Source organism: Pseudomonas sp. GL_091, assembly GCF_057837725.1.
In genome coordinates, this window is the sequence record NZ_CM174451.1 from 117,501 (window position 1) to 130,085 (window position 12,585).

Annotated in this window: 7 protein-coding genes, 3 rRNA genes and 1 pseudogene (1 of these 11 cut by a window edge); 5 read left to right on the forward strand and 6 right to left on the reverse strand. The window is 58.1% G+C overall.

All coding sequences use genetic code 11. From position 1 onward, the window contains the following. The 3 genes from AC3ITY_RS00580 to rrf (AC3ITY_RS00590) all read left to right on the forward strand — a co-directional run. Positions 1-1,611: ribosomal RNA gene (locus AC3ITY_RS00580) — 23S ribosomal RNA — on the forward strand; it begins 1,283 nt to the left of the window's first position. Between the two features lie 149 nt (positions 1,612-1,760). Beyond that, positions 1,761-1,876: ribosomal RNA gene (rrf, locus tag AC3ITY_RS00585) — 5S ribosomal RNA — on the forward strand. 108 nt (positions 1,877-1,984) lie between these two features. Beyond that, a 5S ribosomal RNA gene (rrf, locus tag AC3ITY_RS00590) occupies positions 1,985-2,100 on the forward strand. Between the two features lie 103 nt (positions 2,101-2,203). Here rrf (AC3ITY_RS00590) and AC3ITY_RS00595 read toward each other — a convergent pair. The 5 genes and pseudogenes from AC3ITY_RS00595 to AC3ITY_RS00615 all read right to left on the reverse strand — a co-directional run bounded on the left by AC3ITY_RS00595 (position 2,204) and on the right by AC3ITY_RS00615 (position 9,262). Next, entirely contained in the window at positions 2,204-2,671 is a 468-nt protein-coding gene (locus AC3ITY_RS00595; RefSeq protein ID WP_489307059.1) for an SRPBCC family protein, read from the reverse strand. 22 nt (positions 2,672-2,693) lie between these two features. Continuing rightward, positions 2,694-6,103, reverse strand: a pseudogene (locus tag AC3ITY_RS00600) (amino acid adenylation domain-containing protein). A 13-nt stretch (positions 6,104-6,116) separates the two neighbouring features. Beyond that, entirely contained in the window at positions 6,117-7,046 is a 930-nt protein-coding gene (locus AC3ITY_RS00605; RefSeq protein WP_489307060.1) for a diiron oxygenase, read from the reverse strand. Beyond that, positions 7,043-7,819: a DUF3050 domain-containing protein gene (locus AC3ITY_RS00610; protein ID WP_489307062.1), complete on the reverse strand. Its 777-nt coding sequence runs from the start codon at positions 7,817-7,819 to the stop codon at positions 7,043-7,045. Before AC3ITY_RS00610 ends, AC3ITY_RS00605 begins: the two co-directional genes overlap by 4 nt. A 732-nt stretch (positions 7,820-8,551) precedes the next feature. Then, complete coding sequence (locus AC3ITY_RS00615) at positions 8,552-9,262, reverse strand: GntR family transcriptional regulator (protein ID WP_489307064.1); 711 nt, start codon at positions 9,260-9,262, stop codon at positions 8,552-8,554. Between the two features lie 196 nt (positions 9,263-9,458). On the opposite strand from AC3ITY_RS00615, the gene lapG reads away from it, so the two are divergent. Both lapG and lapD read left to right on the forward strand, forming a co-directional pair. After that, on the forward strand, positions 9,459-10,151 hold the full coding sequence (lapG, locus tag AC3ITY_RS00620; protein ID WP_489307066.1) for a cysteine protease LapG: 693 nt from the start codon (positions 9,459-9,461) through the stop codon (positions 10,149-10,151). Positions 10,152-10,165: 14 nt separating this feature from the next. Beyond that, positions 10,166-12,112, forward strand: coding sequence for a cyclic di-GMP receptor LapD (gene lapD, locus AC3ITY_RS00625; RefSeq protein WP_489307068.1), 1,947 nt, complete (start codon positions 10,166-10,168; stop codon positions 12,110-12,112). A gap of 56 nt (positions 12,113-12,168) precedes the next feature. Here the strand turns inward: lapD and AC3ITY_RS00630 are convergent, their stop codons facing one another. After that, positions 12,169-12,507 (reverse strand): tryptophan synthase subunit beta, encoded by a 339-nt coding sequence (locus AC3ITY_RS00630; RefSeq protein WP_223460853.1) that lies wholly within the window; start codon positions 12,505-12,507, stop codon positions 12,169-12,171. Positions 12,508-12,585 lie beyond the last annotated feature (78 nt).

Here is a 12,585-nt window from a genome sequence, read left to right on the forward strand (position 1 = left end):
ACGCCGAAAGACCAAGGTTTCCTGCGCAACGTTAATCGACGCAGGGTTAGTCGGTCCCTAAGGCGAGGCTGAAAAGCGTAGTCGATGGAAAACAGGTTAATATTCCTGTACTTCTGGTTATTGCGATGGAGGGACGGAGAAGGCTAGGCCAGCTTGGCGTTGGTTGTCCAAGTTTAAGGTGGTAGGCTGGAATCTTAGGTAAATCCGGGATTCCAAGGCCGAGAGCTGATGACGAGTGTTCCTTTGGAACACGAAGTGGTTGATGCCATGCTTCCAAGAAAAGCTTCTAAGCTTCAGGTAACCAGGAACCGTACCCCAAACCGACACAGGTGGTTGGGTAGAGAATACCAAGGCGCTTGAGAGAACTCGGGTGAAGGAACTAGGCAAAATGGCACCGTAACTTCGGGAGAAGGTGCGCCGGTGAGGGTGAAGGACTTGCTCCGTAAGCCCACGCCGGTCGAAGATACCAGGCCGCTGCGACTGTTTATTAAAAACACAGCACTCTGCAAACACGAAAGTGGACGTATAGGGTGTGACGCCTGCCCGGTGCCGGAAGGTTAATTGATGGGGTTAGCTAACGCGAAGCTCTTGATCGAAGCCCCGGTAAACGGCGGCCGTAACTATAACGGTCCTAAGGTAGCGAAATTCCTTGTCGGGTAAGTTCCGACCTGCACGAATGGCGTAACGATGGCGGCGCTGTCTCCACCCGAGACTCAGTGAAATTGAAATCGCTGTGAAGATGCAGTGTATCCGCGGCTAGACGGAAAGACCCCGTGAACCTTTACTATAGCTTTGCACTGGACTTTGAATTTGCTTGTGTAGGATAGGTGGGAGGCTTTGAAGCGTGGACGCCAGTTCGCGTGGAGCCAACCTTGAAATACCACCCTGGCAACTTTGAGGTTCTAACTCAGGTCCGTTATCCGGATCGAGGACAGTGTATGGTGGGTAGTTTGACTGGGGCGGTCTCCTCCTAAAGAGTAACGGAGGAGTACGAAGGTGCGCTCAGACCGGTCGGAAATCGGTCGTAGAGTATAAAGGCAAAAGCGCGCTTGACTGCGAGACAGACACGTCGAGCAGGTACGAAAGTAGGTCTTAGTGATCCGGTGGTTCTGTATGGAAGGGCCATCGCTCAACGGATAAAAGGTACTCCGGGGATAACAGGCTGATACCGCCCAAGAGTTCATATCGACGGCGGTGTTTGGCACCTCGATGTCGGCTCATCACATCCTGGGGCTGAAGCCGGTCCCAAGGGTATGGCTGTTCGCCATTTAAAGTGGTACGCGAGCTGGGTTTAGAACGTCGTGAGACAGTTCGGTCCCTATCTGCCGTGGACGTTTGAGATTTGAGAGGGGCTGCTCCTAGTACGAGAGGACCGGAGTGGACGAACCTCTGGTGTTCCGGTTGTCACGCCAGTGGCATTGCCGGGTAGCTATGTTCGGAAAAGATAACCGCTGAAAGCATCTAAGCGGGAAACTTGCCTCAAGATGAGATCTCACTGGGACCTTGAGTCCCCTGAAGGGCCGTCGAAGACTACGACGTTGATAGGTTGGGTGTGTAAGCGCTGTGAGGCGTTGAGCTAACCAATACTAATTGCCCGTGAGGCTTGACCATATAACACCCAAGCAATTTGACTACTCGAAAGAGCATCAGATTGCGGTGTGTGAAGACGAAAGAACCGAAAGTTCGAGAAACACACAAATCTATTACATACCCAATTTGCTGAAGCGAGGCCAGCTGGTCACGACTCAGTACCCGAATTTCTTGACGACCATAGAGCGTTGGAACCACCTGATCCCATCCCGAACTCAGCAGTGAAACGATGCATCGCCGATGGTAGTGTGGGGTTTCCCCATGTGAGAGTAGGTCATCGTCAAGATTAAATTCCGAAACCCCTATCTGCATCTGCAGGTAGGGGTTTTGTTTTAGTAGAAGTCACCAATTTTCACTGGCACGTTAAAGTTCTAACGGGCTGGTCACAGAATTTCTTGACGACCATAGAGCGTTGGAACCACCTGATCCCATCCCGAACTCAGCAGTGAAACGATGCATCGCCGATGGTAGTGTGGGGTTTCCCCATGTGAGAGTAGGTCATCGTCAAGATTGAATTCCAAAACCCCTGTCTGCTAACGCAGACAGGGGTTTTGTCGTTTCAGGGGTACTGAAAGCCCGTTGTGGAGCCTCTCCACAACGGGCTTTTCACGTCTTACGCAAACAGTTTCAGCACATTGTTCATCGCATCATCGGCAAACCCCTGTACGAAAGCCTTGAAGCCCGGCAGCGCCTCGGCGGCGCCCTGGGCCGGTTCGGCGATGATGGTCCATGTGGCTCGGGACTTGCCCGCATCCAGTGGTTCAACGCTCATCGCTGCCCACAGATTGGCCACACCCAGGGTGTTGTAGATAGTGGTCCAGGTCATGTGCCATGCCTGGTCGTCCCGGGAGTTGAGTTGCTCGACCACTAGGTTGCCGTCCTTGAAAAACTTTTTGCGCAGCGATGAAACGCCATCACCGGTCATTTCTATGTGCGACAGCGCCGGGATGAAGCGATCGAAGCCGGCAAAGTTACCGACTACGGCCCATACCTGCGCAGCATCGGCGGGCACGTCCACCGAGGACACCACGTGGCAGCCTTGAGGGTTTTTGATCAGGGTGTCGGGTTGCAGAGTACTCATGGTTTTGCTCCGTTTGGTTGAGTCAGATGAAATTGATTTCTTTGAGGTAGTCGCAGCCGCGACGCAGCAGCGCCGGGGACTTTTGCGGGTAGTGCGCGCCCATTAGCCGAACACCGGCCTGGGCGTTGTCGTGACCGATCATCGAGATATCGCCGATGTCCTCCTCGAAGCCGTTGAGGTAGAACCCCAGCACGCCGAACAACGCGTTGTCGCTGTCGACCCGATCCAGCTGCTGTTGCCAGTCGGCGACGCTGACCATCGCGAATTCGCGCCCTGCCTCGCGGAAGGACGCTACGTAGTTGTCCCAGCTCAGAGGCTCGGGGTTGTGCAGGTTGAACACCGCTTGTTCCGGTTGATAACGACTGGCGTGGAAGGCGATGAATCGGGCGAGAAAGTCCACCGGCATCAAGTCGAAGTTCAAGGCGAACTCCGGTACCTGGCCAAGCTGGATCGAGCCCTTGAGCATCAGCATCAGGCGATTCTTGTGCGGCTGGCACACACCCGTGAGGCTGTTGAAGCTGATGTTGCCGGGGCGGTAGAGATTGACCCGCACCCCAAGCTCCCGCGCCCGTTCAAGGATTCGCTCGCCGACCCATTTGGACAGGTTGTAGCCGTTCTTGATGTAGATCGGTGGTGTGGGGGCGGCCGGTAACTCAAGCACTCGGCCATCGGCGGATATCGTGCTGGAGGCCGAGAGCGTCGAGACGAAGTTGAAGATTTTTTTGCTGCGTCCTTCGCACAGGCGCAAACATTCGAAAATCGGCTCGACGTTGTCCCGGGCGAGCGACTCATAATCTTGGACGTGATTGACGTTGGCCGCGTTGTGCACCAGAGCGCCAAACTCCTGATCCAGTCGCTGGTAAACCTCAGCCGTCAAACCAAGTTCCGGCCGCGTGATGTCTGCCGCGTAAACCCGCACCCGGCTCATATCCAGATGCTCCAGACGGTTCTCCTGCAACGCCTGGGCAAAGCGCTCGTCCGCCGATTGCCCGTTGCCGTCGCGAACCAGGCAGGCGACTTCGCTGGCACCCCAAGCCAGTAACGCCTCCACGATGTGTACACCGACAAAACTGTTGGCACCGGTGACGATCACCTTATGCACATCGCCCATGCGGCTGACGGGCAGCGGCTGAACATCCAGTTCGCGGAAGACATCACGCATGGCCTGTTCGCTCAGCACTTCTTCGCTGCCGGAGCCGCGTACCAATGTCGCCAGTTTCTCGAGGGTGGGCAGTTCGATGAAACGGTTGATCGAGATGCTGCGCCCGAACTCTTCGCGCAGTCGCAGGAGCATGCGCGACAGCAGGATCGAGTGCCCGCCCAGATTGAAGAAGCTTTCGTCGGTGGAAATGTCGCTCGCCGGCAGCTCCAGCAATTCGGCCCAGATCTCCAGCAGCAGGGCCTCATCGGCACTGGCGGGCAGACGTCGTGGAGGGTACTCGGTGACGTTGAGCGGCAGCTCCAGAAGCGCTTTGCGGTCGACCTTGCCATTGCTGGCGTAGGGCATGCCTGCCAGCTCGGTCCATGCAACGGGGAGCATGTAGTCCGGCAGGTGCTGTTTCGCGTGGGCCCTCAAGGATTGGCGAGCGGTGCCGGGGAGGTCTTCCCGGGGTTGGGCAAGGAAAGCCAGAATCCGCCGCTGGCTATCGATGACCACGGCAACCTGGCGGTACAACTGGCTGTCGCGCAGGCAGCGCTCAATCTCTTCCGGTTCGACCCGCAAGCCACGAATCTTCACCTGATGATCACGCCGACCGCATAGTTCGATCCCTTCCGCCGTCCACTTCGCCATGTCCCCGGTGCGATAGACACGCAGGGTCAGGCCATCAGGCAAGTTCAGGTCCAGATAGCGCTCAGCGGTTTGCTGCGGGTTGTTCAGGTAACCCAGGCACACACCCGGGCCAGCGATGTACAACTCGCCGACCGTCTGTTCGGCCACCGGTTGAAAGTCGTCATCGAGAATCAACACCTGGCTGTTGGCGATTGGAGCGCCCAGCGAGCGGTTGTTGTCGCCTGCCTGGAGTTTGCGCGCGGTAATCAGCACCGTGGCTTCGGTGGGCCCGTAGAGGTTGTAGAGCTTGCCCTGGCGGCTCAGTTGCTCGATGACCCACGGCTCGCAGACATCGCCGCCGGTCATTACATGATCCAGGCACTGCAATTGCTCCAGTGGCAGGATGCTCAACAAGGCCGGCGGCAAAAAGGCGTGGCTCAGTTGCCGATGACGAATCAGTTCCACCAGTTGCAGGGGATCGCGGCGTTGGTCATCGCCGGGCACGATCAGTTCCGCGCCCTGCAACAGGGTGGGGAAGATGTCGATCAGTGATGAGTCGAAACTCAACGAAGAAAACTGCAACACCCGGCTCTGTCCGGTCAGTTGCACATAGTCGGCGTACCAGTGGGTGAAGTGCGCGAGGTTGGCCTGGCTGAGTAGCACGCCCTTCGGATGGCCGGTGGTACCCGAGGTGTAGAGCGCCATGCAGGGCGCATCGAGGTCGGGGCGTTGGCGCATCAACGGTTGAGTGAGGTCTGCTTCATGGGCGCCGATACTGCTGATGTCCAGCCCTGGCATCTCGCTCGCCAGGGGATGCTCGCCGTCATGCAGCAACAACACCGCGCCGGCATTCGACAGGATGTACTGCTGACGTTGCAACGGATGGCTCGGCTCCAGCGGCAAGTACACCGCGCCGCTGCCCAGGATCGCCAGGATTCCAGCATACAGCGCACTGCATTTGGGCAGGCAGATCCCGATGACGACCTGGCCTTGATGCTGATCCAGCAGCGGTCGCAGACGTTGCTGGATGGCGCGGCTGTGGGCGTGCAACTGGCGATAGTCGAGGGTGTTGCCGCGATGCTCAAGGCCGGATGGTCGGCGCCCTGGATGCATTGTTGTTCCAGCCTCTCGATCATCGGCGTTTGCGCGAGTTGCTGCAGTCGTCGGTCGGCGGTGGCATTGAGACGATGCACGAACGCGAGGCTGTCCAGGAACCGCAGGCTTTCGATGCGCTCGAAGCGGACAGGTACGACGGGTTCGGCGAGCCGCAAATAGTCGGCATCACGCGAGTAGCGGCTGACCAGCAGCGCCACGTGGTCAACCAGTGCTGTCATGGCCTGCATACGCAACGCCTGGCCGTTGCCCGACGGTTCATCGGCAATTGGGACATGAGTCAGCAGCGTTGAGCCATGGCAGCACAACACGTCCAGCGATGGCAGGCCGGACGCCTGCGGCAGGCCAAGGCCCAATTGCAATGTCAGTCGTGGCGCCTGACAGGTGAACGGAAGCGACGTGCCATCGTCGATCAGTAGATCCGCAGGCCCCGGCATTTCGTCGAGTGCGGATATCCGCGACAGTGAATGACCGTGTTGTTCGAGTTCCAGCGCCAGGTCGGTCAGGGCCTGGCTTTGTCCGCTGAGCAAGATGTCGAGACGTCTCATGATGGGCTCCTCGTCAAACCAGGTAGTCGCTGAGGGCGGTTTGTACGCACAGCGAATCGAGCAGCGAACTGCTGTGGAAAAACCGCACAATGTTGGCCACTAGCGGGTGATGGCGATTGATCGGGAAGGCCAGTGCCGACACTTCGTTCTTGAGGGCGTAGCGCGTCGCGTTGTTGATCTGCAGTGCGTCGATCAGGCGGAAGTCGAAGGATTTCTGGATGTCGTTGGTCAGGTAATGAGCAATGAACACCGGCAGGATCTGCGCGATGCACTGGCGGTCGTCTGCACTTGCGGTATGCCAGTAGATGCGTACCAGCCGCGCCCAAAAACCGGAGTGACGCCCCTCGTCCAGCAAGTGATCGGCCATCAGGCCCTTGATCGATTGCTTGACCGTGTCGTCCTTGGCGAACGCGGCGACATCACCGGTCACCGTGTTTTCAGCGATGGCCACGCAGATCAGTTCTACAGCGTTACGCAGGTGCTCCGGTGCGAGCGCCACGGCCGCTGGTATCGCCCGGCTCAGCTCGATCTCATCCGGCAACTCAATGGGGGTGATGCCGGTCATGGCGATGGTCTGTTGCATGAAATCCATCGCCACCAGTGCGTGGTAATCCTCGTCCACCACCACAGTCATGGCGTCGTAGCGGCAGGCGAACGGAAACTCGACCGCGAAGCGATTCTTGGCGATGCTGCGGGCGGTTTTGTCGACGATCTCGGTTTCGAAAATCACCACATCGTTGATGAACTTGTAGAGCGTCTGCACCTGGGCGAAGTCGCGTTGTTCCGGGCATGCGCGCAGAAAGGTTTCGCTCAGCACCAGCGGTTGGCGGCTCAAGGGGTAGATCAGCTTGTCGTCGTTCTCCAGCACGCGGCGCGGGCGGGTGCGGATGGTCGCTCGGCTCTCCCAGGCGTCGGCGAAAGATTGGTAGTCGGCGGCGTTCATGCGCTCACCTCCAGGACGGATTGGTTCATGCTCAGGCGCAACCCGTCCCACAGGGCGATGCGATTTTCCACGGCAGCGATGGCACTGGCATACACGTCTTCCTGCCGTTGCGGGTCGCTATCGACCAGTCGCGACAGGAGCTTTTCCGCTGCCGGGCCGTGGTCCTCGGAATCGACCTCAATGTGCCGTTCGAGGTAGTACCGGAAAGTCGGCGCCTGCTCGATGCCGATGCCCCAATCGTCGAGGATGCGTTGGAACATCTGCGGGATAACGCTCTCGCGACCGTGCAGAAACGCCGCCGCTACACTGTGACTCGGCGCATGCAGTGCTGTGTGCAGCGTATGGCGAACGAAATCTGCGGCCGCCGGATCGACGTTGACGCTCTGCAAGGCCACGTCGTAACTCACGCCTTCTTGTTGCAGGGCCACGAAGCGTTCGATGGCAATGGTGCAGGCGCCGACTTCGCGCATTGCATCCAGGTACAACTCGAAGTGGCTGTAGTGGCCCTGGGCCGGGCAATCATCCGACTCTTCACCCAGTACGATCTCGTTGATCAACCGCGCGGCCTGAGGATCCGGCGGTGGCAGCCAGGGCAGTCGCACGCAGGTCAGCTCCTGTTGCAGGCGCTTGGTCAGCGACATGAAGTCCCATACGGCAAACACGTGGGTTTCCATGAAGCGTCGCAGGACGGGCAGCGAATGTATTTCAGAGAAAATCGGGTGTTCGCTAAGTTCGGATTTTTTTTGAACCAGACGTTCTTTAGTTGGTTTCATGGATGAGCCTGTAAATGATCTGAGGTGAGAAGTAATCAAGCACTGAAGTTCGCTGAAGGTTTTCTCCTGACGAACGGGTACCTCAAACTGATTGATCTTTTTCAGTGCCATGGATGCCGAGTGGCTGAGGCGTTGTAGCCGTTTGTGGCTGACGGCGAAGAAAAACTAATACACATATAAAGTGTTGATCAAGTTGTTTCGGTATTATTTTAATAATCAACTTTTTTGAAGATGAGAAGTTTCAATAAGACTTTTTGCATAAGTTTTATTTTGGCGTAGTTACTCCTTCCGGCTTATATAAGTCAGAATTGAATAAAGAGTGAATGCCTCACTCGAAGTAACTTTTTACGGGCGTCGTTGGGGGTGTCTGAGGGAGTGGAAGCGGGTCGCGAGTGATGCCGATCCTTCCGTTCCCGTGATGAGGCTCCTTCCTTCGCTTCTGGGGGCAGGGACTGCTCCATTCGCACGGAGTGTCACCCGTTATTTGTCCTGGTTATCCAGAGTGGGCGTAAATCGAGGTGGCCGCCATTACTGAGGCATCACGCAAACGTTGCAACGGTCGGGTTTAAGGCGGCGGGTCGTTGGGGCGCGGCATGGCGCCGCAAGGGCGGTGTGGTACGGGGGCGGGGGATTTGTAATCAAATTATTCGCGGAGCATTTTTTTGTGGGGGGGGGAATGCGCGGCAAGCGAGGTGAACCCTTCGGTACGTTCCTCGGGCTTGCCGTCGCGGACTACTTCGACCTGTTCCTGGCCTGGACTTCAGGGCTATTGAGGTAGCGCGTAATGACCTCGACCCCTCGGTTCAGGTGATGTTCAAGCAGCTTCACGGAGCGTTCGACGTCCCGGTCTTCGGCGGCCCGCAACAGTGCCCGATGGTCGTCCTGGGAGAGTTTGCCCAGGCCCATGGCTTCCAGGTTGAAACGCAGGAACCGCTCTTCTTCGATCAGGCCGTCTTCGACCAGATTCAACAGCCGGCGATTGGGTGCCTGGCTGTAAAGCGCCATGTGGAACAGGCGATTGAGCCGGCCAATTTCGGTGTAGTCGCTTTCCGTTTCCAGCTGGTCGATGTGACGGGCAGCCTGTTCGAGATCTTCGTCCCGGAGCAGTGGCACCGAGAGACGCAGGGCTTCGGATTCCAGCAGGATGCGCAGCGCATAGGTTTCCACGGCGTCGCCCTGGACCAGTGGCGCAACCACGGCGCCCTTATGGGCAATCACGTTGAGCAACGATTGTGCTTCGAGCTGGCGCAAGGCTTCGCGTACGGGCATGCGGCTGACGCCGAACAGGTCGGCGAGGTCTTGCTGGCGCAGGGCCGCACCGCAAGGAATGCGCCCGTCGAGTATGGCCGCGCGCAGGGTTTCTTCGATCACCGAGCGTGCCATATGAGCGGGAATCGGCCCGTTGACCTTGATACTGCTGAGAGGGTTGGGCTTTTGTGTCACTAAACGCACCCTGATTGATGGAATTTTTTTGGATCCAAGTGACCCTAGTAACTGACTGACGGCTTGTCAAACAAGCTCACGTCTGTCTTTCTTGCAGTTTAGCGCGCCGCCGGTGATCTCACTGTGCCATTGTCTTTTCCCGGTCTAACCTTCACCATTCAAACGACTCCCTCCTGCCTATCCAGGATGCCTCGCATTGGCGGCAAGTTTAACGATCCCCCGGATTTTACGCTGGCTGTGCAGCGCATTGTTGCTGACTGGCGTGATGCTGGGCAGCTTGAGCGCCGATTGGGATTTTTCCCTGATCAGCCGACGGGCGCAGGCATTGTATGGACCTTTGGGAGAGGGTCAGCAACGCATTAATGATTGGCAATACTTGCTGACCAGTCAGAAGCAGCTCGGCGAGCTGGAACAACTCAATGTGGTCAATCGCTTCTTCAACACACAGCTGCGATACGTCGAAGACATCAACCTGTGGCACGAAGTCGACTACTGGGAAACCCCGATCGAAGCCCTCTGGAAAGGCGCTGGCGACTGTGAAGACTACGCTATTGCCAAGTACTTCAGCCTGCGTCACCTCGGTGTAGCCAGTGAAAAGCTGCGTATCACCTATGTCAAGGCGCTGACGCAGAACCGCGCGCACATGGTGCTGACCTATTACTCGAGTCCGGAGGCCGAGCCCCTGGTGCTCGACAGCCTGATTGATGCAATCAAGCCGGCCAGCCAGCGAAAGGATTTGCTGCCGGTCTACTCTTTCAATGCAGAAGGGTTGTGGCTGCCAGGTGCCAAGGGCAATAAAAAGGTCGGCGATACCAAACGCCTTTCGCGTTGGCAGGATGTGTTGAAAAAAATGCAGGCCGAAGGATTCCCGGTCGAGACGACTAACTAGGAGCACACGCTCAGATGTCTTTGTTCAAACAGCTGTTGATTGCTATCTGTCTGTTCCTGGTGGTCGCCTTCACCGGCAGTTTCATGGTCAGTCTGGAGAGCTCGCGCACTCAGTACGTCAACCAGTTGCGCTCCCATGCCCAGGACGCCGCGACGGCGCTGGCGCTTTCCCTGACACCGAACATCGACGACCCGGCGATGGTCGAGTTGCTGGTCAGCTCGATTTTCGACAGCGGTTACTACGCGAGCATCCGCGTGGTCGATCTGAAGACCGACCAGACCCTGGTCGAGCGCACGGGCATTCCGGCGGTGAACAACGTTCCGGGCTGGTTCGTCAAATTGATCGGCCTGGAGCCCGCCGGTGGTGATGCGATCGTCAGCCGTGGCTGGGAACAGGCTGCCCGGGTCGAGGTGGTCAGCCACCCGATGTTCGCGCTAGCCAAGTTGTGGCAAAGCGCTTTGGGCAGCCTGGGCTGGTTGTTGCTATGTGGCGCGGTCAGTGCGGTACTCGGTGCGCTGTTGCTGCGTCAGCAATTGAGGCCGCTGGATTACATGGTCCAGCAATCCCACGCCATCGCCCGACGGGAATTCCTCAGCCTGCCGGAACTGCCGCGCACTCCCGAACTTCGCCGGGTAGTGCAGGCCATGAACCAGATGGTCGAGAAGCTCAAGGCGCTGTTCCAGGAGCAGGCCGAGCGCAGTGAAAAACTACGGGTCGAGTCCTATCAGGATTCGTTGACCGGGTTGGCCAACCGGCGTTATTTCGAGATGCAACTGAATGCGCGGGTGAGCAACCCGGAGCAGGCCAGTTCCGGTTATCTGCTGCTGTTGCGGGTCAAGGATCTGGCCGGTCTCAATCAGCGTCTCGGTGGTCAGCGCACTGATGAAGTACTCAAAGCCGTCGGTGAGCAACTGTCTCGCGAGTGCGTCAAATACCCGGAAACCCAGAACCTGGTCACCCGTATCCGTGGCGGCGAATTTGCCGTACTGGCACCGGGGCTGGTGCGGGCAGAAGCGCTGCAACTGGCACAGAACCTCGACAGTGCCTTGGCCAGTCTTCACGCTACCGGCGCCACCGATGTGGCTGCCGTGGCATCTATCGGCCTGGCGCCTTTTGCTCACGGCGATTCACCGCAAACCGTGCTCAGCCTCGGCGATCAGGCGCTGGCGCAGGCCGAAGGCCAGGGCGAGCAGAACTGGGCCTGTATCGAACACAGCCTCTCGGCCCGTGTCGGCGACGATCACCACGCCTGGCATCTGATGCTCGACCAGGCTCTGACGCAGCGACGTTTCGAGCTGTATTTCCAGCCGGTAGTCGCCGCCCAGGACACACAACTGGTACTGCATTACAAAGTACTGTCGCGACTGCTCGACGAACACGGCCAGACCATCCCCGCCGGGCGTTTTCTGCCTTGGCTGGAGCGCTTCGGCTGGACTGCGCGTCTGGATCGGCTGATGCTTGAGCGGGTGCTGGAGCAAATGAACGGGCATGAGGCGTCGCTGGCACTGAATCTGTCGTCGGCCACCCTGGCCGACCCGCAAGCGCAAAACAAAATCTTCGAGATATTGCGTGCGCATTCCAACCTCGGCCCGCGTCTGACCCTGGAGATTGGCGAAGAGCAACTGCCTGACCAGGCGGTGCTGGAACAACTGACCCAGCGCCTGCGTGAGCTTGGCTTCTCCCTGAGCCTGCAACGTTTTGGTGGACGCTTCAGCATGATCGGCAACCTGGCACGGCTGGGGCTGGCGTACTTGAAGATCGACGGCAGCTATATTCGGGCCATTGACCTGGAGAGTGATAAACGCCTGTTCATCGAGGCGATCCAGCGAGCGGCGCACAGCATTGATTTGCCGCTGATTGCCGAGCGGGTCGAGACTGAAGGCGAGTTGTCGGTGATTCGCGAGATGGGGCTATACGGTGTGCAAGGCCAGTTGTTCGGCGAGCCCAAGCCCTGGAAGTAACTCTTTAGAGCTGGGTTGCCCGCGATGAGGCTGGAACAGTCACTGAAGATCAATGATCAGATCAACCCGCTTTCATCCTCATCGATCAACTGACTCAACCCACCCAACGCCTCACGCGCCTGGGTCCGGTCCATCAGTTTGGCCTGGGCCGCCATCGGCAGGTCGGTGACGCGGATCACGCCTTTCTGGGTCAGCACCTGAATCAAGTCATCGAGTACCCGGATCATTTCCAGGTCACTTTGCTTGAGCTGTTTGAGGCTGTTCTCCACAGCCGCGTTGGCAAACCAGGCCTGGATCTCATGATTGTCGGCCGGCAGCGTTTCCGTGGCCTCGGCGTAGGCGGCGGGTTCCACGCGTACCAACAGGCCCTGCGCATCGCGTTGCACGTAAAACATTGAGCACCCCTCGGATTTGAGCCAGCGTCGTGCTGTCAGCAGCATAGGTCAACTGCACGCCAGTATGTGGCGCAGCGA